Source organism: Runella salmonicolor, from assembly GCF_024158025.1.
Classification (GTDB): Bacteria; Bacteroidota; Bacteroidia; order Cytophagales; family Spirosomataceae; genus Runella; species Runella salmonicolor.
In genome coordinates this window covers 525,907-548,561 of sequence record NZ_JAMZEL010000002.1, presented here as the reverse complement: position 1 = coordinate 548,561, position 22,655 = coordinate 525,907, and the positions used below count along the sequence as shown (strand labels likewise).

The 22,655-nt window shown below is 44.4% G+C and carries 19 protein-coding genes; 8 read left to right on the top strand and 11 right to left on the bottom strand.

Annotated elements, in window-relative coordinates; translation table 11 throughout:
- The first annotated feature begins 23 nt into the window (after nt 1–23).
- The 7 genes from NCI00_RS08170 to NCI00_RS08140 all read left to right on the top strand — a co-directional run bounded on the left by NCI00_RS08170 (nt 24) and on the right by NCI00_RS08140 (nt 10,688).
- A complete protein-coding gene (locus NCI00_RS08170; RefSeq protein ID WP_253526614.1) occupies nt 24–2,030 on the top strand; it encodes an NPCBM/NEW2 domain-containing protein in 2,007 nt (668 codons plus the stop codon).
- Between the two features lie 118 nt (nt 2,031–2,148).
- On the top strand, nt 2,149–2,574 hold the full coding sequence (locus NCI00_RS08165; protein ID WP_253526612.1) for an SMI1/KNR4 family protein: 426 nt from the start codon (nt 2,149–2,151) through the stop codon (nt 2,572–2,574).
- A gap of 265 nt (nt 2,575–2,839) precedes the next feature.
- Nucleotides 2,840–3,796 carry a family 43 glycosylhydrolase gene (locus NCI00_RS08160; protein WP_253526610.1) on the top strand — a complete coding sequence of 319 codons (957 nt, stop codon included), beginning with the start codon at nt 2,840–2,842 and terminating at the stop codon, nt 3,794–3,796.
- Nucleotides 3,797–3,815: 19 nt separating this feature from the next.
- Nucleotides 3,816–6,083, top strand: coding sequence for a DUF7133 domain-containing protein (locus NCI00_RS08155; RefSeq protein ID WP_253526608.1), 2,268 nt, complete (start codon nt 3,816–3,818; stop codon nt 6,081–6,083).
- Nucleotides 6,084–6,170: 87 nt separating this feature from the next.
- Nucleotides 6,171–7,727 carry a DUF8769 domain-containing protein gene (locus NCI00_RS08150; RefSeq protein WP_253526606.1) on the top strand — a complete coding sequence of 519 codons (1,557 nt, stop codon included), beginning with the start codon at nt 6,171–6,173 and terminating at the stop codon, nt 7,725–7,727.
- A gap of 60 nt (nt 7,728–7,787) precedes the next feature.
- Entirely contained in the window at nt 7,788–9,323 is a 1,536-nt protein-coding gene (locus NCI00_RS08145; protein ID WP_253526604.1) for a sulfatase family protein, read from the top strand.
- 45 nt (nt 9,324–9,368) lie between these two features.
- The gene (locus NCI00_RS08140) at nt 9,369–10,688 is read left to right on the top strand and encodes a Gfo/Idh/MocA family protein (protein ID WP_253526603.1); all 1,320 of its coding nucleotides are present in this window, start codon (nt 9,369–9,371) and stop codon (nt 10,686–10,688) included.
- 62 nt (nt 10,689–10,750) lie between these two features.
- Here NCI00_RS08140 and NCI00_RS08135 read toward each other — a convergent pair whose 3' ends face one another.
- The 11 genes from NCI00_RS08135 to NCI00_RS08085 form a co-directional block, all read right to left on the bottom strand.
- Nucleotides 10,751–11,191: a c-type cytochrome gene (locus NCI00_RS08135; protein ID WP_166557651.1), complete on the bottom strand. Its 441-nt coding sequence runs from the start codon at nt 11,189–11,191 to the stop codon at nt 10,751–10,753.
- Nucleotides 11,192–11,223: 32 nt separating this feature from the next.
- Nucleotides 11,224–11,865, bottom strand: coding sequence for an SCO family protein (locus NCI00_RS08130; RefSeq protein WP_166557650.1), 642 nt, complete (start codon nt 11,863–11,865; stop codon nt 11,224–11,226).
- Nucleotides 11,866–11,894: 29 nt separating this feature from the next.
- The gene (locus NCI00_RS08125; protein ID WP_253526602.1) at nt 11,895–12,326 is read right to left on the bottom strand and encodes a viral A-type inclusion protein; all 432 of its coding nucleotides are present in this window, start codon (nt 12,324–12,326) and stop codon (nt 11,895–11,897) included.
- 55 nt (nt 12,327–12,381) lie between these two features.
- Complete coding sequence (gene recN / locus NCI00_RS08120) at nt 12,382–14,064, bottom strand: DNA repair protein RecN (RefSeq protein WP_253526601.1); 1,683 nt, start codon at nt 14,062–14,064, stop codon at nt 12,382–12,384.
- A 74-nt stretch (nt 14,065–14,138) separates the two neighbouring features.
- Complete coding sequence (locus tag NCI00_RS08115; RefSeq protein ID WP_253526600.1) at nt 14,139–14,366, bottom strand: hypothetical protein; 228 nt, start codon at nt 14,364–14,366, stop codon at nt 14,139–14,141.
- 13 nt (nt 14,367–14,379) lie between these two features.
- Nucleotides 14,380–15,309, bottom strand: coding sequence for a type IX secretion system protein PorD (porD, locus tag NCI00_RS08110; RefSeq protein WP_166557646.1), 930 nt, complete (start codon nt 15,307–15,309; stop codon nt 14,380–14,382).
- A 30-nt stretch (nt 15,310–15,339) separates the two neighbouring features.
- Nucleotides 15,340–16,551 (bottom strand): bifunctional phosphopantothenoylcysteine decarboxylase/phosphopantothenate--cysteine ligase CoaBC, encoded by a 1,212-nt coding sequence (gene coaBC, locus NCI00_RS08105; protein WP_253526599.1) that lies wholly within the window; start codon nt 16,549–16,551, stop codon nt 15,340–15,342.
- Nucleotides 16,552–16,680: 129 nt separating this feature from the next.
- Nucleotides 16,681–16,989 carry a DNA-directed RNA polymerase subunit omega gene (locus NCI00_RS08100; protein WP_114065458.1) on the bottom strand — a complete coding sequence of 103 codons (309 nt, stop codon included), beginning with the start codon at nt 16,987–16,989 and terminating at the stop codon, nt 16,681–16,683.
- Nucleotides 16,990–17,017: 28 nt separating this feature from the next.
- A complete protein-coding gene (locus NCI00_RS08095; RefSeq protein WP_253526598.1) occupies nt 17,018–17,926 on the bottom strand; it encodes an outer membrane protein assembly factor BamD in 909 nt (302 codons plus the stop codon).
- Nucleotides 17,927–18,021: 95 nt separating this feature from the next.
- Nucleotides 18,022–18,642 carry a T9SS type A sorting domain-containing protein gene (locus tag NCI00_RS08090; protein WP_253526597.1) on the bottom strand — a complete coding sequence of 207 codons (621 nt, stop codon included), beginning with the start codon at nt 18,640–18,642 and terminating at the stop codon, nt 18,022–18,024.
- A 158-nt stretch (nt 18,643–18,800) separates the two neighbouring features.
- A complete protein-coding gene (locus NCI00_RS08085; RefSeq protein WP_253526596.1) occupies nt 18,801–20,750 on the bottom strand; it encodes an OstA-like protein in 1,950 nt (649 codons plus the stop codon).
- Between the two features lie 356 nt (nt 20,751–21,106).
- On the opposite strand from NCI00_RS08085, the gene NCI00_RS08080 reads away from it, so the two are divergent.
- Complete coding sequence (locus NCI00_RS08080) at nt 21,107–22,633, top strand: carboxylesterase/lipase family protein (protein WP_253526595.1); 1,527 nt, start codon at nt 21,107–21,109, stop codon at nt 22,631–22,633.
- Nucleotides 22,634–22,655: the final 22 nt, after the last annotated feature.

Here is a 22,655-nt window from a genome sequence, read left to right as displayed (position 1 = left end):
GTGAAATAAAATGAATTGAAAATATGTACAGAGTAGTTTGGTTAATACTTATATGTTGTGGAGTACAAGTGTCTCTTTTTGCCCAAAAAACACAGGCCATCTGGCTCGATGATTTACCCATCAAATCTTTTTCGGAAGGCATACCAGCGGTGTTGCCCAAAACAACAGCAGCGGGGGATTCTATGCTCATTAAAGGTCGGTATTTTAAGCATGGGGTAGGCGTAAACGCCACGAGTATTTTGGCGTTCTTTCTGGAGGGTAAAGCCATCGAGTTCTCAGCCTTGGTAGGCGTTGACGACAAAGGAAATAAAGATTTGCCGCATACTTTTTACGTGATTGCCGACCGCAAAATCTTGTTTGACAGCGGAGAAATGCGCCTTGGCGATGCCCCCAAACCCGTAAAAGTTAAGTTGGAAGGTGTACAGCGGCTGGGCCTATTGGTGAAAGTCAACGACGAGGGCCGAACCAAAGTCTATTCAAATTGGGCTGATGCCCAATTGGTGATGTTGGACAACTACCTCCCTAAAAACATTCCAAATACCGATGAACGCTATATTTTGACCCCACCAACGTCAAAATTCCCCAAAATTAACTCCGCCAAAGTGTTCGGCGCTACGCCCAACAACCCTTTTCTGTACACCATCGCCGCCACAGGCGACCGCCCCATGAGCTTCTCGGCCAAAGGCTTGCCGAAAGGCCTTTCGTTGGATCACAAAACGGGAATTATTACGGGAAAAGTAGCACAGCGTGGCACCTACCTCGTGACACTTAAAGCAAAAAATGCCCTCGGTGAAGCTACCAAAGAACTAAAAATAAAGATTGGTGATACGATTGCCCTCACGCCCCCAATTGGCTGGAACGGCTGGAATTCGTGGGCTAGAAACATCGACCAACAAAAAGTCATTGCCTCCGCCGATGCCATGGTGAAAATGGGACTGAACCAACACGGTTGGACTTACATCAACATTGACGATGCTTGGCAGGGCAAACGCGGCGGGAAATTTAACGCCATTCAGCCGAATGATAAGTTTCCAAAATTTACGGAAATGGTGGATTATATTCATGGTTTGGGTCTAAAAGTTGGCGTCTATTCTACACCCATGATTACGAGTTATGCGGGTTATATTGGGGGCTCGTCTGACTTCGAAAATGGCCAAATCACTGACTCTATCGTCGCCAATAAGCGCGCTTTTCGCTACGTGGGTAAATACCGTTTTGAAACCAACGACGCCAAACAATTTGCAGAATGGGGCATTGATTACCTGAAATACGATTGGCGAATCGAAGTTCCATCAGCGGAACGGATGTCGGTGGCTTTGAAGCAATCCGGGCGCGATATTTTGTACAGTATTTCCAATTCTGCCCCCTTTACCCACGTCAAAGATTGGGTACGGCTCACCAACAGCTACCGTACGGGGCCTGATATTCGCGACAGTTGGAACAGCCTCTTTGTGTCGGCTTTTACATTGGACAAATGGGCACCCTACGGCGGCCCGGGCCATTGGAACGACCCCGACATGATGATTGTGGGCAATGTCACCACAGGTACACAACTGCACCCCACCCGCCTGACACCCGACGAACAATACAGCCACGTGAGTTTATTCAGCCTTTTGGCTACCCCATTGCTGATAGGTTGTCCGATTGAGCAGCTCGATGCCTTCACGCTGAATCTGTTGACCAACGACGAAGTCATTGAAATTGACCAAGACCCACTGGGCAAGTCGGCTCGGCTTGTTTGGAACAAAGATGGTATTCAAATCTGGCTCAAGCCGTTGGAAGACGGCTCGTATGCGGTGGGTTTGTTTAACGTTGGTGATTTTGGCAAAACGCCCGAATCTTACTTCCGTTGGGGGGATGAAACATCGAAATCGTTTACCTTTGATTTTGCCAAAGTGGGGTTAAAAGAAAATTACCGACTGCGGGATGTGTGGCAACAAAAGGAGTTAGGCAGTTTTAAAGAGGCTTTTAAAACAAATATTCGGCATCACGGAGTTATATTGTTGAGAATGTTTCCTTCAAAGAATTGAGGAAACTATTTCGCCGTTGCTGTGTCTCCACAGCAACTTATGCGTAAACCAAGCTGTTAGTGGCAACCTTACTGATAGACAGACCGAATTGACAAACCTCATATCGACGACGTTTTAAATGACCGAACTTGAAGCTATATTGACAAAGTATAATTTCCCTAAGCGGACAACACGAGCGACTACTAAAGTTGAAGAAATAGAAAATCGAATTGGGTTTCCTCTTCCCGACGACTACAAATTCTACCTTGACAATTATACAGAGCATGAAGAATTTGTAGGACCTGAACTTGTTAACCTTTGGGACATTGATGAACTATTATCCATAAATAAAGACACAGGAATATTTGACAACCTTCCATTGACATTAGGAATTGGTAATAATCCAAGTAGCGAGTTCATTGCAATCGAATTTATGGACAATAAAAATTATAGAATTGTTCTTTCCCCATTTATTGACTTAGACAAACAATATCACATCGACATCGGTAATTCATTTACAGATTTCTTTGTTCGTTTGGACAATGGCCAAGAATGGTTTGACTAAACACGCTTGCCAACCAAGGCTGCCGCTTAAATGGGTTTTATGTTATGGTGGGCTGACGAACAAAGGTTTATCTTAGTTTTTTAATTTAGCTTTGGTTATGGGCTGGGCTGACGTCCCCTGATTCCTATCACATCGCCAAGCCGAAAAACGTTCCTGTCGAGAGGTTGCTATGAGGACACAGCAGCGGGCAAATTATATTCACTTTTTTGAACTAATTTTTATGAGAAAAGAAATTCGATTAAATAGAAAAATAAGGCTAAACATTTTGCTTTTCATTCTATTTATGGTGAAGGGAGAAATGTTGTTTGCTCAAAAACCCGAAATGTATTACGGAGATTTGGATATTCCTACCAGACCGTATGCCAAAGACCCTTACGTGATTTTTTTTCAGGGAAAGTATTGGATGTATTATTCGGTGCCGGGGGAGCAATTCAAAGAATGGTACATTGGTATTGCGACCAGCAATGACTTGATTCATTGGGATAAAAGAGGGAACATCAAGGGCCAAAAAGGAACCGTGGAAGAAAAAGGCATTTGTGCGCCCGGAGCATTGGTAAAAGACGGGGTTTTGCATCTTTTTTATCAAACCTATGGCAATGGTAAATTGGATGCTATTTGTCACGCCTCATCTACCAATGGCGTTGATTTTGAACGAGATGTTACCAACCCCATTTTCAGACCGAAAATAAGTGATTGGAGTTGTGGAAGGGCGATTGATGCAGAAGTGATTGCTTACAAAAACAACTATTTTCTGTACTACGCTACCAGAGACCCCGATTACAAAATTCAGCAACAAGGCGTAGCCGTAGCACCCATTACGGCCAATTTTGACCGCAACAGCTGGACCGAAGTACCCAACATGCCCATGCTGAAACCTGAATTGGCCTGGGAGAAAAAATGTATTGAAGCCGCATCTTGTATTCAAAAAGGCAAGTATTTGTACATGTTTTATGCGGGAGCCTATAATAACGAACCTCAGCAAATCGGCATTGCCCGCAGCACGGATGGCATTCATTGGAAACGTTTATCAGAAGAGCCTTTCCTCAAAAACGGCGAGGCGGGCGCGTGGAATGAAAGTGAAAGTGGGCACCCCAACATTTTTAAAGCCCAAGATGGACGATATTATCTGTTTTTTCAAGGTAATAATGACAAAGGGAAAACGTGGTACTTGTCCAAAGTAGAAATCGGTTGGAATAAAAAAGGACCTTATTTGAAAAAGTAAAACCAGCAGTTTAGCAATAATGAAAACCCCCAAATTCACCATTAACACCCTTAAATTTAAGATTACATTTTGTTTAATCTTTACGCTTTCCATCTTTATGGTAAGCTTCAGAATTCTCCCCTCTGATGTGCCCAAAATTTCGCTCGATGGTTATAAAGTGGAAGATGGATTTGAACTCAAAGTTATCTCCTCGGAACCATTTTTAAAAGCGCCCGTGAGCATGGACTTTGACAACAAAGGCCGAATGTGGGTGGTAGAAATGATTGGCTATATGCCTAATCTAGAAGGCATTGGCGAAGAAGTACCCAACGGTAGAATTACCATTTTAGAAGACTGGAATAAAGATGGCGTGACCGACCATTCCAAAGTCTTTTTGGATAAACTCATTTTGCCTCGTGGACTGGCTCACGTGTATGGCGGACTTCTGTACGTTGATGGCCCAAAACTGTGGTTTGTAGAAATTAAAAACGATAAACCTGGCAAAAAAACCTTGGTTGACCCTGTATACGCCGAAGGCGGCAACGTGGAGCACTCCTCCAACGGACTCATGATGAACATTGACAATTGGATTTATAACGCCAATTACAATTTTAGGTACCAGCTTAAAAATGGAAAATGGATTAAAGAACCGACGTCGTATCGGGGGCAGTGGGGGATAACCAAAGACAATTTTGGACGGCTTTATTACAACAACAACAGCACGCAATTGCAGGGTGACTATGTTTTGCCCAACAAAGCAATTCGGAACCGGTACTTTAAACCTACCGTCGCTGAGAATCAACGGCTCACCAATAATAGGGTATTCCCAATTCATCAAACGTCGGTCAATCGGGGGTATCAAAAAGGAGTTTTGGACGAAAAAGGACTACTTAAAGACGTGACCGCGGCCTGTGGGCCGTTGGTGTATCGGGGAGGGGCTTTTCCTGCGTCGTACAACCAAAATGCCTTTGTGTGCGTGCCCGAGGTCAACCTCATTAAACGAAACATCCTGACCTTCAAAAATACCCAAACCACCGCTACCCAAGCCATTGAGGGGAAAGAGTTTCTTACTTCCACCGATGAAGGTTTCCGTCCCGTCAATTTGTTTAACGGACCCGACGGCGCCATCTATGTGGTTGATATGCACCGGGGTATTATTCAGCACAAGGCGTATATTTCGCAATACCTGACCGAGCAGCTGGCCGCTAAGAAATTGGATACTTTACAAAATGCAGGGCGTATTTTGAAAATAACGAGCAAAGCCGTCAAAACCCATTCAATTCCTGACTTGACAAAGGCGACTACTAAAGAATTGGTGGCATTGCTCAGTCATTCAAATGGTTGGCTCCGCGACCGCGCCCAACAGTTATTGATTCAAAAGAAAGACCTTACTGTGGTTAAAGAGTTGATTAATTTAACCAAAAACAGCAATGAATTTGCAACGGCCATTCATGCACTCTATGTATTGGAAGGCTTAAATGCGCTTTCTTTTAACACTTTGAGCGATGTGGTTAATCAATCAAAACAGCCCGAAACCATCGCCCATGCTTTAGGTCTTTTGGAGCGTTTTGCTTCAATGCCTAATGTGGCTAAAATGAAAACTACCTGTAACCAGCTATTGGCGCAAAACAATGAAGTGATAGACCTCTATTTGTCTATGTCGTTGAATGCTTGGCTAAAACTGTCGGAGGCAGCTTTCTTGCCCATTCTCACCGAAATTGACAAAAAATACGCGGCTCAGAAAATCTATCAGGAGGCCATTGTCAGCAGCCTTGAAGGGAGGGAAGAAAATTACCTCAACGCCACGAATCCTAATGCATTACTGAAAAGTAGTTTGACCGTAGCCCTCAATAATCGGCAGAAAAAAGAAATGAACCCCATTTTTGTCAAGGAAAAAAATACCGTAGACAACCGAACCAAAGGCCTGCAACTGTACCGAACCATTTGTGCTACCTGTCACGGGGCGGATGGCAAGGGAATTCAGGATTTAGCCCCGCCCCTCAAAGGTTCTGAATACATCGACGGCTCCATGAAGCGCCTAGCGGCCATTATTCTGCACGGTGTCAGCGGGCCGATTCAGGTCGGCGGGAAATTGTACAAATTGAACAACGAAATGCCCGCACTTGTCAATAATAAGGCCATCAGCGATCAAGACATCGTGGATATTATAAGATTTACGCAGAATGCCTTTGCAAAAGAAGGGAAGGGGATTTCGGTTGATGATGTAAAAAAAATGAGAGAAAGAAAGCCCGAAGGAAGCGGTATTTTTAACGAAAAGCAGCTGTTGGAAACCGATTTTGAAAAATAATTGGTAGAAAACTGCTTTCGCCCCTCCTCGTTGAGATGTTGAAAATGGTTGCCCGTACATAACATAAACAAAATAATGAGCAGTAGCATGAGCAATAAATTCATCAGTATAGGGGTCATTTATTTTGTGAGTGTTGTATTGGTATTCGGGCAACTAAAAGCAACAAATGAGGCTGTTTTTTCCAAAAAATACACCTACGAAACGCTGTCAACGTATCAGAAACAGTTATTTGAAGACTTTCTGGTGAATGAAATCCCGACTGGGAAAAAGGTGGCTGATGTTTTGACCAATCGCACCAGCCTGCGCAGTAAAACCCGTCTGGCTGAGGCGCTTCTGTTTCGCAATTTTATGGGCGATAAGGAAAAGGCGGCGGAGATTCTGACTTGGATTTTAAAAAATCAATACCGCGACGAGAACACCAAAATCTACGGAATCTGGAAAACCTCTATCGAAGATGATAAGTTTGACCAAAACTGGCGAGAGTTTATTGGTTGCGATTTGATTATTATCCGCCAAAAATACCGCCACCTTTTACCGACTGAAATTCAGAAAGAAATTGAAATTGGCTTGGTTCATGCCGCTCGTGGGGCCTTAAAACGCAATGTTGCTCCTGATTATACCAATATTTCCATCATGAGTGCTTTTCTGATGGAATATGTTGGTACAGAATTTAAAATGGACGAATTAAGAACGGCAGGGTTACAAAAAGCGCGGGATATTTTCAAGCTTTATCAAACGCATAAAACTTTCAGCGAATATAACTCGCCGACCTACTACGGAGTCACACTGATTGCCCTTGCTTTCTGGCGGGAATTGGCTTTTTCGCCCGAGATAAAGCAAATGGGACAAACCCTCGAAGCCGAGTTTTGGCACGAAGCCGCTACTTTTTATAATCCCAATCTCAAAAATATGCCCGGCCCTCATTTTAGAGGCTACGGTATGGATATGCGCAAGTATTTTTCCATTTTGGGTATTTGGATTGCCATTGCCGTTGATGACGAAAAACAAGCGCCAATTCCCGCTACAAATGGCCCAAAATACGGTGAAATGAGCAACTTAGCGCCCATTTTTAACCTTGGACTAGCAATTCCAAAAGCAGATTTAGCCGCCCTAAAAACATTCACATCTTCCCGATTTATCAGTCGAACAGTGCCCAATAAGTACACGGGAGATAGCCTCAAACAAGTCACTGCCATGATTCATAAGGATTGGATGATGGGCGGGGTATGGGGTATTCGACGGGTGTGGGGACAAATCAAAACGGGCGCGCTTCATTGGAAAGCAGATGATGGCGATATAGGCTGGCTGTTGGTGCCCGGAGATGGAAAAACCAACGTGCAAGTCACTAAAACTGCCATGAAGGTATATTCGGCAGGCCCCCAAACGACGCGTTTAGAGCTATACGTGTACGCCCAAGGTACCACGTCTGACTCCTTTTTAGAGAAGCCTTGGAAGTTGTCGGGCATGACATTAAACGTAGAAACGTCCTTAAAAATAATGAGCAGCGAAAAGATGGATACTACACTTTTTCAAAAGGAGCAGGCGGTGGCCGAAACTTATGCGCAGATTTTTAAAGTGGTTTTTGAAATACCTGCTTTATGGGCGTCGGCTAAACCTTTAATTGAAATTATTCCTAAAAAATAAACCTAGCCCTGAATATTAATTCAGGAAGAAATTGATTCTTCCATGCCTTATCTGATAAAAATGAAAAAAACAACCTACTCCCTCCTAACCATCCTCTTTATAGGTGTCGCATCGGTTTTTTTATCTTTTAAACCGACTGTGCAGAAAAATAAAATGCCCAACATCATCTATATTTTAGCCGATGACATGGGCTATGGCGATGTTTCAATCTATAATCCGCAAGGGAAAATTGCGACGCCAAATATTGATAAACTTGCCAAGCAAGGAATGCGGTTTACGGATGCTCACTCTCCTTCATCGGTCTGTACACCAACGCGTTATGCACTAATGACAGGCCGCTATCCTTGGCGGAGCCGCTTGCCCGTAGGCGTATTGCGAGGGTACAGCAGGACGCTGATTGAAGAAAATCGACCCACGGTTGCTACATTACTCAAAAGCCGAGGCTATCAAACGGGTGTGGTGGGCAAATGGCATTTGGGACTGGACTGGGAAGTGCTGCAAGGCAAGGAAGAATTGCTAAAAACAGAGAACTACGGCATCAAAACAGAGATGAATCCTGAGGAGATTGATTTTACCAAAAAAACAACAGGAGGTCCTCAGAGCGTTGGATTTGATTATTCCTATATTCTGCCTGCTTCTTTGGATATGCCACCGTATTGTTATTTGGAAAACCAACAATTGACCGAACAACCCACGGCCTATACCAAAGGAAATAAATTGGAATCGGGCTATACAGGCCCCTTTTGGCGTGAAGGAAAAATGTCACCCTCGTTTGATTTTCATGGAGTGCTACCTGAATTTGTTAACAAAGCCAATGCATTTTTGAAAAAACAAACCCAAGAAAAACCCTTCTTCCTGTATGTTCCGTTGGCGGCTCCGCACACGCCTTGGGTTCCCACCAAAAACTACGTAGGTAAATCAAAAGCGGGAGAATACGGCGATTTTGTGCAACAGGTGGACGCGGCAGTGGGCGAAATTCTGAGAACCTTAGAAGCATCCGGCCTTGCCGAAAATACCCTAGTTATTTTTACCAGCGATAATGGCCCGTATTGGCGACCCAATTTTATCGAGCAATTTGGCCACGTCGCCGCTGGGCCGTTTAGAGGGATGAAAGGAGATGCTTTTGAAGGTGGACACCGCGTGCCGTTCATCGTTCGTTGGCCCAATAAAGTAAAACCAAACACGGTCAGCTATGCCACTACTACTTTAGCAAATTTGATGGCTACCTGCGCCGAAATCGTTGGAACAAAGGACGCTAAATTTACCACCGAAGACAGTTACAGCATTTTGCCCGTATTGACGGGAAAAGCAAAGCAAGTGACTACACAACCGGCCGTGGTGCATAGTTCATCGAGTGGTTTTTTTGCCATTCGCAAAGGCGACTGGAAATTGATTGAAGGCCTTGGTTCAGGCGGATTTACTGAACCGAAAGAAATAAAACCCAAAGTAGGAGAAGCCGCAGGACAGCTTTATAACCTAGCGGATGATGTTTCGGAAAAAAACAATTTGTATGAACAAAACCCTGAAAAAGTAAGGGAACTTACGCAGTTGTTAGCCGACATAAAACAAGCTAAAACCAAGATAACGCTAAAATAATTGGAGTAAATACCTTTTGTTTTATATCCTAAATTCACCTTAAAGATGCAAGAGAAAAATGCAATGAATCGCCGAGACTTTGTCGGCAAAGCTGCCACTGCTTTGGCAGGAATAATGATTGTCCCACGTCACGTTTTAGGAGGAACTCGTCCCGACGGAACGAAGTATATTGCACCAAGTGATATTATATCGCTGGGTTTTATCGGTACGGGAAAGCAGGGTCGTGGGCTAACTAATTCGTTTTTGAGCACCAATGAAGCCCGGATTGTGGCCATGAGCGAAGTCTACAAAGCTAAAGCCCAATTGACGATTGACCGAATTAAAACATTTTACGAAAAAAATCCGCAGTCGGGTACCTATTCTGAGATTCCCGTGTATAACGATTTCCGTGAATTGCTGGCCCGAAAAGATGTAGATGCGGTCGTGATTGCTACCCCCGACCACTGGCACGCGGCCATGGCCGTACGCGCAGCCGAAGCAGGAAAAGATATTTATTGCGAAAAGCCGCTGGCATTGACGGTCAAAGAAGGCCGGGCCATGGTCAATGCCGCCCGCAAATACAACCGCGTGTTTCAGACGGGGAGTATGCAGCGTTCGTGGCCAGAGTTTCGTCAGGCTGCAGAATTGATTCGGAATGGTTACATCGGCGAAATTAAAAGCATCAAGGTAAATGTTGGTCCGCCGCCCAAGCCCTACGATTTGCCCGCCGAAACCATTCCTGAAGGATTGGATTGGAGTGCATGGTTGGGGCCCAATGCGGCAGTTCCTTTCAATTCAGAATTGGCTCCTCCGACGTCAAAAGACGTATTTCCCAATTGGCGGAATTACAAAGAATTCGGCGGTGGCATGGTGACCGATTGGGGCGCGCACATGTTTGACATTGTACAATGGGCCCTAGACATGGACAACAGCGGCCCCGTAGAAGTGATTGCCCCCGACGGTAAAGAGCATCCTTTTCTGACCTACCGCTATGAAAATGGCATCGTGATGACCCACGAAAAATGGGACTGGAACAATGCGATTCTTTTTACGGGAACGGAAGGTGAACTTCGGGTACAACGTAAAAAAATAGAAACTACGCCTGCCTCATTGGCTACGCGGGTAATCGCAGAAACCGAAAAACACGTGTATAAGAGCGAAAATCACTATAAAGATTTCTTTGATGCGATGCGCAAACGGAGCAAACCCATCTGTGACGTGGAAATTGGCCACCGGACGGCGTCGGTTTGTAACATCGGAAACATTGCCTACCAACTCAATCGACCGCTGCAATGGAATCCGAAGAAAGAATCGTTCAAAAATGATAAAGAAGCCAATGCTTTGCTTGGCCGTTCGATGAACGACGTGTGGGGAATTAAAATTTAATTGCGTTTTTAATCACTAAAAGTTGCTGAAGAGCAGAGAGTTATCAGTTGGAGCAGTGGGTATCAGTTAGATACGCATTGCTCCAATGCTTTTTGTACGGTTTCGGTGGTGGTAATTTTGGCGTCGTTGCCCCATGTGGTGTACATATACGTCATGATTTCGGCAATCTCCAATTCTTTTAGGGCTGGATTAGCAGGCATGGGTCGATTAAAGGTTTTGCCATTGACCGTTACCGACTGATTTACTCCGTTTTTAATCCAACAAATAACTTTTGCTTTGTCTTTGAGATATTCGGGCACAATGGCGGGATATAAATTGCTTAGTCCTTTGCCATCGCGTTGGTGACAGTTGGCGCAGTGCGTCTGAAACAAAGTATAGCCTTCTGCTACGTACTGCGCATGTTTTGTGCTTTCTTCACTTTGACAGGAGAAGAAAAAGAGGAATAGAAACCCAGAACTAAGCGCCGAATAACGAAAGAAACTAACCCTAAAAAAATGTAGCATATACCTTAATTTATAAACGCACTCCGCACTCCTTACTCTTTGTTTTTGTATTCTTCTTGCAAACGTTCGATGTCAGCGATAAGCCGCTTGGTAGCCTCCTCGTCGGTGCCGTTATACATCCCACGGACGTGTTTTTCTTTATCGACCAACACAAAAGCACCGCTGTGGATGTATCCCCCTGGCGCGGTAGAATCAGCCCCCGCAACGACCAAGTACTTTTTCTCCCCAATTTCATAAATTTTTTCGCGATTACCCGTCACAAAAAGCCATTGATTGCCCGTTACGCCCAAATCAGTGGCGTATTCTTTCAACACGGCAGGGGTGTCGTGGTCGGGGTCAATCGTGTGGGAGAGGATGGCTACGTCGTTCTGGCCCTTGATTTTTTCGTAGACTTTCAACATTTGTTTCTTCATCACGGGGCAAATCGTGGGGCAGGTGGTGAAGAAAAAATCCGCAACGTAAATTTTGTCTTTGAAGTTTTGGGCAGTAACAGTGTCGCCGTTTTGACTCACAAACTTAAAATCAGGAATGGTATGGTAGAGGGTATCAACGACTTCCTTACCGTCCACGATTCGGGTGGTGGTTTCGCGCTCGCCCAAGATGGGCAAACGGTCGGAGTTTTTATTACACCCCCAAATGACTAAAAATAAAAGTGCAAAAATGGTGTTTTTCATAGCTTGGGTGCTCGTTCACAATTAATGGGTTATTTCTTTAAAAACTGCTCAGCTTTGGCCATGCTTTCGAGCATTTTGTCGCGTACCGCGCTGATTTTGGTTTTCTCGGCATTCATGGCCTTTATGGCTTCCTCGCCAGAGAGCGCTTTTAAAGAATCTCCGTTGTAATCGTGCATCCAGTTCATCATTCCTTGATCGGCTTCGGTCAGGGCAACACTCAGCGCCAACGCTTCTTCTTTGCGCTTTTGGAGGCTGTCATTGGGGGTGATTTTTACCAAGCTGTCAATCGCGCTAATTTCTTTGCTCAGCCCAGTTTTTAATTCCATGAGTTGTCCCATTTTGGGCATTACTTCATCGTGGATGACAAATACTTCTTTTTCAGTTTGTTCTACGGAGCCTTTGTCTTCCGAACAAGCACTTGCAAACAATACGATACCGAAGGCGATGATTATATTTTTCATTTCTAATTAAGGACTGATTTGAACGTAATTTATTGATTAACAATTGATTGGTTTTCTAAAATAAATTTGTTTGCTTGACTCCCGATTGCGCCTGAAGCATTTCACGGGCGTTTTGGAGGATGGCTTCGCTTGGCTTGCTTCCCCCAATCATTTGGGCAATCTCGTTCACGCGTTCTTCAAACGTTAGCTTGCGAATCTTGCTCACCGTTTTTTCGGAAGAATTATCTTTGTATACAAAATAATGAGCGGTTCCTTGCGTGGCTATTTGGTGCAAGTGCGTAATGGAAATCACTTGGTGGCTCTTGGAAATCTCTCGCATCATTTGACCCATTTTAATGGCAATTTCGCCCGAAACTCCCGTGTCAATTTCGTCAAAAACAATGGTGGGCAGTTTACGTTTGCTGGCCAGAATGTACTTAATCACCATCATCAACCGCGAAAATTCCCCACCCGACGCCACATTTTTCAGTTGTTGTGGTTTGATTCCCTTGTTGGCACTGAACAAAAAGTCTACATCATCAATGCCCGACTCGCTGGGTTCGATGATTGTGTGTTGGATGCTCAGCGCGGCATTGGGCATTCCTAACTCCAACAAGTAGGTCTTTACCTGCTTTTCGACGGATGCCATCACGGCTTTTCGACTATGGGAAAGCTTTTCAGCCGATTTTTGGAGTTTTGCCTGCGCTTTGTCGGCGGCGGCTTTGGCCTTGTTGATGTCTTCATCCAGGTTTAACACCCGGCTCACTTTTGTTTCCAACTCCTCCTGAATCGCAAGGAGTTCTCTGAGGGTTTTGACTTGGTGCTTTTGTTGTAAATGGTAAAACAAATTGAGCCGCTCACGGATTTCTTCGGCGCGGGTATCGTCGATTTCAACATTGTCTTGTTCGTCGCTGATTTCGCCCGCCAAATCCTTTAATTCAATGTAAACACTCTGGGCTCGTTCGCGAAGTTGCTCATACTGAGGCGCAAACTTACTGATGGCATTCAGGCTGGAAACTGCATTCTTTAAAAACACAATCACCGATTGTTCGGGATTGTCAAGGTATTCGGTGGCTAGTTGCAGCCGTTCGCGCACATCGGTGGCATTTTCAAGAATCATCAATTCCTGCTCCAATTGTTCCTGTTCGTCGGCTTGTAGCTTCGCTTTTTCGAGTTCGTCGTACAAAAATTGGTTATAATCAAACTCTTTCCGCATTTGAGCTGCTTCTGCTATCAGGCGATTATACACTTGGTTTGCTTTACGATACGCCTGAAAATCAGCGTGATAGTGCCGAAGTATTTCTTCGTTTTGGGCATAAGTATCCACAATCTGTAGCTGAAATTCGTTGGAACCGAGCAGCAGGGTATCGTGCTGTGAATGAATATCCATCAATTGGCCCGCAATCCGTCGCAGGGATTCCAGATTGACGGGGGTATCATTGATAAAAGCCCTCGATTTGCCAGTGGGGCTGATTTCGCGACGAATGAGGCAGGTAGTCGTAAAATCCAGCTCTTCTTCGTCAAATAAGTGTTCAATGAAGTAGCCTGAAAGGTCGAAGGTTCCTTCAATGATACATTTTCCCGCAGGATTGTACAGCACTTTTGTATCGGCACGGCTGCCCAACAATAAGCCAATAGCGCCGAGCATGATCGATTTACCCGCCCCCGTTTCGCCCGTGATGATATTAAGCTGTGGGTCAGGAGTAAGCTCCAAATGGTCGATTAATGCGTAATTTTTGATTAGTAGATGCGCAAGCATAAAGCAATCGGTTGAACCGCCGCGAAGTTAGTTAACTATTCAACAAAATGTACAGACTTTGTGTTCGGAACTTGTTAAAATGTCGCCTCAAGGTCGTAAACGACGGTGTCAATTTGCGTAAAAGCAAAGGTATGGCGATGCATTCGTTGGTCTTGCAGAAAGATAAGGTTATTTTCGATTTTTTGACAACGGCCAAAAAATGTTTGATTGCTCTTAAGGACTACGTTTATTTCTCGGTTCAGAAGTTCTTCCGTCCGGGCAGAAAGTGCCGACTGAACGATTCGGATAAGTCTTTTTCCCACAATGCTAGTTTAATTATCGTAATAATTTTCGGTACAATTCAGTTTTGGAAGGGTCGAGTTGAGACAGCATATTAAAGGCCTTTTGGCGGTCTTCTTTGCTTGCTTCCAACAGAATCTTGTTGATTTCTTCGCCTTTCGCGTCAAAAAAAGAATTGATGTAAACCGAACCAGGCAATACTCGGTTGGTTTGCTGGAGGGTAGTCAACAGATTCATGACTTGGGTACGGGCGCCAATTGGATTTTCGGTAAACGTATCGAGTGCCAATCGGTGATAATTGTAAATCCCTTCTCGCACGGGCAGCATCAGCTGATTGTTGAGATTATCGACCAACCAAAAACGATTTCGGCGGTCGTTGCCGGTGGCATTCCAACCCGCAGGTGCGCCGCCGGGATTGACCCCTAGCGCTAAATTAGCCACCTGTTGGGCGCGTTGCAGGTAATTATTGCCGCCTAGTTTGCTGAATGAGTCATAATCTACGGCTAAAATAATATAGGCATAAAATGCGAGGGTTTGTGTCAACTCATCCGAATAGGTATTTTCGTTGTAATACATCGGATTGTTGGGCAGGTAATTAAAGTTAAAATTTCGGTCAATGAAATTCAGTAAAATGGTCTCGTAATTGGTGCCGTACACGGGGCGCGTCACAATTAGCTGCGTGGTGCCTTCATACACCCCCTGCGCTGGGGAGCGGATAAGGTTGATGTTCAATTTGCAATTAATGCGCTCTTCTGGGTTAAAATTATCATTTGTCCACCTGCGGGCATTCATAAAGTCAGTAATGACGTTTTTGAGTTGATTCAGGCTGGCGTTATCCGTGTTTTGCTGCGTAAAAAGTTGGTTATAATTGAGCGTAACAACGCAATTTAGCTCCTGCGCTTGTGTAGATAAAACAAGGCTAAAGGAAAATAAAAGTAATCGGATTCCTTTCTTTATAACTTTCATGATTTTGCCATTATGCTGAAACAGTCGTGTCTATGTGTGCAATTTTCCTGCCACAAGTTGTAAAATATCCTGGGCAACGTCGGTTTTAGATTTTAACTCAAAGGAGTGTACCGTTCCGTTTGCTTCAATAACGGTAATTTTATTGGTATCGTGTGCAAAACCCGCGCCTTTGTCATTCAAGGAGTTCAACACAATCAAATCAAGGTTTTTGGATTTCAATTTCCCCAAGGCATTTTCTAGCTCATTATCGGTTTCAAGGGCAAAACCAACCATGAGTTGACCTGCCTGTTTCTGCAGCCCGAGCGTTGCCGCAATGTCTACCGTTTTGGTAAGTTCAATGTTAAATTGCGCTTCTTTTTTCTTGATTTTGCGATCGGCTGGGTGAGCGGGGGTATAATCGGCCACGGCGGCCGAAAGAATTATAACGTCGGCCTCCGCAAATAGCTTTTGCGTGGCTTCGTACATTTCCTTTGCCGACCGAACGGGTACAACGGTAATTTCTGTGTCTGGTATGGGTTGAGCGGTTGGGCCGCTCACTACCGTAACATCAGCACCTGCCATCCAAAATGCTTTCGCAATCGAAAAACCCATTTTGCCCGTTGAATGATTACTGATGTACCGCACTGGGTCGATGGCTTCTTGCGTGGGGCCAGCAGTGATGAGAATTTTCTTGTTTTTTAAGGCTGGTACGGTTGCAAAATGCTTTTCAAGGTGAGAAAGAATATGTTCTGGCTCGGCCATCCTTCCAGTTCCGACCAATCCGCTCGCCAATTCTCCGTGTTCGGCTTCGACGATGGAATTGCCGAAGCGTTGCAGCTTCTGAAGATTTTCAACCGTAGAGCCATGCAGGTACATGTCTAAATCCATGGCGGGCGCAAAAAATACGGGGCAACGGGCAGATAGATAAACGGCAGTCAACAAATCTTCGCAGAGTCCGTTGGCGCACTTAGCAAGCGTATGTGCAGTGGCTGGGGCAATGATGAAGGCATCTGCCCATAATCCTAGCTCTACGTGGTTGTTCCAACTCCCATTCTCGTCGGCGACGTAGGACGATAGGGCAGGGCGCTTTGATAAAGTAGCAAAAGTTAACGGTGTTATAAAATCTTTCGCCGATTGAGTCATGATTACTTGTACTTCTGCCCCTGCTTTAATGAGCAAACGCACCAACAATGCTGACTTGTAGGCGGCGATACTTCCCGTTACGCCTACGAGAATTTTTTTATGGAGAAGGGTTGAAGGCATGAGTTACAATAGTGTACAAAGAAAAAATACGGTAGGCATTTAAGGAATATTTACTTCCAAATGTACATAAATGGCACAAAAAAGCCGCACGTTGTTTAATCGTGCGGCTTTTTTTATGGGAGGAAAAGATTAAACTTCTTCGTCGCTTGAACGCCAGAAAAGTTTATCTTCCATAAATTCTTCAATGGCGATACCCGTTGGCTTAGGCTGACGCTCGTAGAATTTAGAAATCTCGATTTGCTCGCGGTTTTCAAATACTTCTTCGAGGTTGTCAATACCTGAGGCAAACTCAGCAAGCTTGTTGTTAAGCTCTTCTTTGGTTTTGGAGGCAATTTGACGTGAACGGCGTGAAATAATCGCCACCGATTCGTACAAGTTACCAGTTTTCGCGGCCAATTTGTCGGTGTCGCGGGTTATGATTGATGGATTTGCTGCCATTGTATTTGAATAATTTAATGTTCAACTTTTAGTTTTGAGTAGAAGAAGGAGTCGAAAGTTTACCAGCGTCTGAAGGTTTTTTCTCCTTCAATGCTTTTTCGGCTTTCTCTGCTTCTAAAATTACGCCCAATTCTTTTACGGTATTTTCGTAATACCGTTCAGCCTGACGTAAGTATTTACTATTGGGGTACTTGTCCAAAAATGCCAAATAATATTTGGAAACGTCTTGATAACGTTCTTTTTGCTTTTCGGCGAAGCTCAGTTTTGCTAGATTATATTGCGCATCAACGCGTAAAAATGCCAGCTCCTCATTGTATTTAGAATCGGGAAAATCTTTTTGGTAATTGTTGATGGCCACTACGGCTGAACGGTAATTGGCAATGTTGGCTTCACTGGTTTTGTAGTAAAGTTTAGCTTTGTCGTAGGCTTTACGTTCTAGTTTTTCCCGAAGTTCCAGTATCAACTGAGTACTCTCTTCACGGAATGCACTTTCGGGATAGGTATTGATAAAATCCTGAAGGGCACTGATGGCGGTCAGGGTATTGGTTTGGTCAAGGTTTGAGTTTGGAGAGTCTTTGTACAGCGAATAAGCATGCATGTACAAAGATTCCTGAGCGTATTCACTTCGCTGAAATGTTTCATAGAAGTTCTTGAACAGGAACTGTGCCATGTTGTAGTTTGACTGCTTGAAATTACAGTAGGCATTGTAAAATTGAGCGAGCTCGGCTTGGCGAGCGTCTTTGCCATTTAACAAAGGAGTGATTTCTTCAAACAGCAAGCCTGCACGATAATAATCAGCTTTCTTGTAATACTGAAGGGCCGCCTCATACTTCTGTTCAAGTGTTCCTTCCTTTTGCAGTTTAGCAAACTTGCTGCACGAACCCAGCACTACGGCGGTGAAAATCAGCAGAAAAAATCCAAATCGGGTGTTACGCATATCGGGCGCAAAAATACAAAAATTGCTTCATATCTCATAACGAAATAGAAGCGTAAAAAGTATTCAGTACGTTTTAAGTGATTGACTATCGCAAATTAGTGTCTAATTAGCAATTTTTTGGTTGCTACTTTTTTGCCTTCTAACAGTAACTGATAAAAGTAAACTCCAGTCGGAATTTCGCGGGTCGAAATGCGGAGTTGACGTTCGTTTCTATCCAAATCATATTCAGCCACGTTGGCTCCCAAGATGTTATACAATGAGATTTTTGCGTTGCCGACATTACCTGAAATCTGATAATCAATCTCAGCGTAATCATTTGCGGGATTAGGGTACGCATTCAATACGCGTAGTTTTTCGCTCACAAAAAATAAATCTTCAGACTTGGCAACTTCTTCCAAATTCGGGCGGGTATCGGAGGCCGTGGCCAATTCACCGTTGGTACGGTTTTTATTGGCGGTATTTGCATTTGTAGCAGTGCCCGGACTAAGTAAAATAGAACGGTAGTAAGCGTTGATGGCCGAGCTTGGGCGCAAGTTGATACTGCGATCCAATGACCGAGGTATCTTGGTGAGAGTGGGTGAAGTAACGGATGTTGATTTCTTCCCGACGTTCAGGCGGCTTTTGCTTCGATTTACTTCTGACTGCGCCGAGGCATCAGTCAGGGCAAAAACACTGAAGATGGTAAGAAAGATATATTTTAGTATAGTTTTTTTCATAGCTGTGGATGGATTGAAAAATCATATTTCTTGTCTGTTTCCTGCAAAAATATAGGCTATTTTTTGTAATATCAAAAATTGAACCTTAAAAGAGTGTTAAAATTTATTAATCGGGATACAATATAAACGAAAAAAAAGCGTAAAAGGTTTTTCTTAGACTAAAGTTTCTTTTTATTGGACTTTACCCTTGTTTTCAAAACTTCTTTCGTCACTGTTTTGACGGCTTTTGATTCTTTCGTCACTGGCGGTTTGACAATTTTCTTTTCGATTGGTTTAAAGCCAGCTTTGGCTAAAATTTCAAGTTTTGTCGGTTTTTCTTTGATTCGCCAATTGAAACCTTCAAGTTCTTTGTCTTCTCCTTTAATACTCTGCGGAGGAATAAAACGACCATCGGGTTGGCCCACAAATTGAATTCTATGTACTTGGTTACGACGAAAATTGAGCGTCATCTTGGCACATTCTACTCGATTCATTCCCATGGCTTTTTTTTCTTCGTTGGCCGCAAAATAGATACTCTCGCCGTTGCCTTCTACAAATACGCGTTGCAATCGGGTGCTGTCGTCAAAATAAGCCGTAATCCGCCGCCCTTTTACTTGATTAAAATTAAGAAGGGTATCTTGAGAAATAACAAATGATTTTGCTTTCAGGTACATGGTCCTCAACTTTTGTTCGACCATCTGCGCCACGATTGAATCTGCTTCCAACTGATACTTAGAAGACCAGATGATGGGCTTCTTTAGAAATGTAATGTTGGAGTCTAAAGAGTTGTAAATCAGTGAATCACAGCGACTTTGAAGGTCTTTTTTGTACAATAACACGTTTTTGTACCCAATTAACTTTCGGGGTTTTTGGGCATTTGATGTATCTGCTTTTTGGTTTACGAGCGCGTCTTTGGCGGGCTTAGAAAGCTCACGCCCCGAGGCGGGCAGGGGCAAAATACTAAGCAGTGAATCGGCACTTGCCTTCGTTTTTACCGCGATACGTTTTGCCAAATTGGCCTGATTGGACGGGGTTATCTCTTTTAAAAAAACACTACTTTTTCTTCCTTTGAGCGAAAAACCAACTACAGGTTTTGCCTTAGCCAAAGAATCAGCGTCAACTTTATTTTTGTCAAGTTGCTTGCTGGATAAATTTGGTTTTGAGATAGCTGCTGTGGTAGTATCTGGTTGTATATCAATAGAGTAAAGGGTGTCGGCTGTCATAAAAAGAGTGTCTTTTGAAATGACAGACCGCGTTAGGGCGTGTCCCCAAACCTTTGATATGCCCAATTTTCCGTTGTAGATTCCGAAATCTCCGTTGAGAATCGTGTCATCGTTTTTAGACACAATTTCCACTTTTCCTTTGGCAAATCCTTTTTTGTTTAGGTTGTCAAACGAGAGTGAATCGCCCGTGAGGGTATAGTCTGGATTGTCAATGGTGGTGCGGGTTCTAAACAACGACTCGCCAGTATCGGTGTTATAGGAGCCATTTTTGGCAATGACCGTTCCTTCTTTACTGACTACTTTTGTAGGGCTTTTAAAGTCGGCGATTTTGGTCAGTGAGTTATAAATGAGGGTGTCGGTGGTCAGCGTGTACTTTTTGTTGACCAGTTTAACGTTGGTGTAATAAGTAGAAACTTTGGTACGGGTGTCATAATACCCAATGTTGCTGGTCAGGGTGTTTTCGGCATCAATGATTTTCCCCTTGTTGGGATAAAAAGCAACACCCGTTGCCATGTCGTATTCAATCTTGGTTGACGTAACGGTTCTTTTGCGGTCTTTAAGATTGACTACTTTTCCCATCACCTTTGCCAAACGGCTATTTCCGTAGTAAAACAGCGTATCTCCCGTAACGGTAATGGTATCACCCTGCACAATCCGAACATTGCCGTAAGCCTCAATGGCATTAGAGGCCACGTTATGAATGGCCAAGTTACAATACATCAGCGCTCCTTTGTGACGAAAAACCACCTTATTGACTACCCTACGCACTTCACTTCCATCCGTCATTTTCATGACGGTCATGCTGTCGGCACCCAGCAAAAAAACCTTTTCTTCTCCTTGCGGGGAGGAAGTAGGGCCTGCGGTAGGGCGTTGGGCATAGGTGAATACGGAACTGAAGACGCTCATGAGAATGATAAGTCGTTTAATCCCATATACGCAGAATAAGGCTTTGGGGTTGCAATGGATATGGCTAATTTTTGAAAAAATCATATAATCAATGAAAAGTGTCGTTCACACAGGCGACGGGTCAGCAGGCTGTCGTTCATTTTAGATTCTGTGCAGTATTAACGCACAAAATTAGCTAAAAACTGACGTTAGCGTGATTCTTAACATACATTAACGGTTTTTTTAGAAGAATGGATGCAATTAGATGAGTGGTGGACTCTTTAACGGGTGTTTGTGGCGATGGTGGAAATGGTAGGGAAGGTGGCTTAGTAACTGTATTATGAGTAGTTTTTCTCTTTTTTGTGATTTGATAGGTTATGAAAATACTTCCCAATCTTCTACTGTTAGGATTGCTTGCGGTAGGGCTAAAAACGCAGGCGCAATACAACATTGTCAAGACCGAAAATGGTGCTATATCAGGCCTAAAAAGTGGCGATATTCATATATATAAAGGTATTCCTTTTGCCGCTCCACCCGTGGGCGACTTGCGCTGGAAAGCTCCTCAGCCTGCCAAAAACTGGCAAGGCATTCGCAAATGCGAGGCTTTCTCGGCCAGTCCGATTCAGTCCAAACCAGTGCCTTTTTACTGCTGGACCGAAGAGTTTATTGCCCCACCGGAGCCACTGAGCGAAGATTGCCTGTACCTCAATGTTTGGACAGGCGCGAAGTTGGCCTACGAGAATCGTCCCGTTTTTGTGTGGATTTATGGTGGGGGCTTTTCGTCGGGTTCGGCAGCTTGCGCCATTTATGACGGTGAAGAAATGGCAAAAAAAGGGGTTGTTTTTGTGAGTATTAATTATCGGGTCGGCGCGTTGGGTTTTATGGCGCATCCTGAGTTGAGTAAAGAGCAAAACAACGCCTCAGGAAATTATGGTTTACTGGACCAGATTGCGGCCCTCAAATGGATTCAAAACAACATTGCCGCTTTTGGCGGCGACCCCAACAACGTCACCATTGCGGGGCAGTCGGCAGGGTCGATGAGCGTTAATTGTTTGGTAGCGTCGCCGTTGGCCAAGCGCCTTTTTCACCGCGCCATTGCCCAAAGCGGTGGGATGCTTTCCAACCGCATTCCAGCGTCGCTAGCAGATGCCGAAAAAGTGGGAGAAGCGTTTCAGAAGAAGGCCAATGCGGCCAATTTGGCGGAATTACGCAAAAAAACACCCGAAGAAATTTTGGCGGCGACACAAGGCGGCATTCGTTTTGGCGTTACGCTCGACGGCCACGTGTTGCCTACGGATATTTTCAACCATTTTAAAGAAGGCAAACACAACGACGTGCCGCTGATGGCAGGCTGGGTCACGGGCGACGGCAGTATAACGGGCGGACAGGCGCTTTCGGCTGAAAAATTCAAACAACAATTGCGGGAAAAATACGGTGACAAGGCCGACGAATTTTTGAAGCTGTTTCCCGCCGCCACCGACGAGGAAGCCAAAGCTGCCCAGTTAAAATTGGGCTTGCTTTCGTTTGCGGCCCGTGCGGCGCATTTGTGGGCGGGCTTCAATAAAAGCAAAGCTTATCTTTATCAGTTTACGCATGTGCCGCCCGATAAGCCCAATTTCCCGAATTATGGCGCATTTCACACCTCAGAAGTACCGTATGCGTTGCATACATTGCACCGCTGGAATCGGCCTTGGCAGGAAGTGGACCGCCAATTGGAAAACAACATGGCCGATTATTGGGTGAATTTTGCCAAAACAGGAAACCCCAACGCCAAGGGCCTTCCAGAGTGGAAAGGACACGATAAAAAGTCGGGTGTGGTGCTGGAATTGGGTGATACTGTGCAGGAACGACCAGCGCTGTTTAGGACCGAATTTGAACTGTTGGATAGCGTGCAAATAAAGTAATCAAAACAGACGACAAAAACCC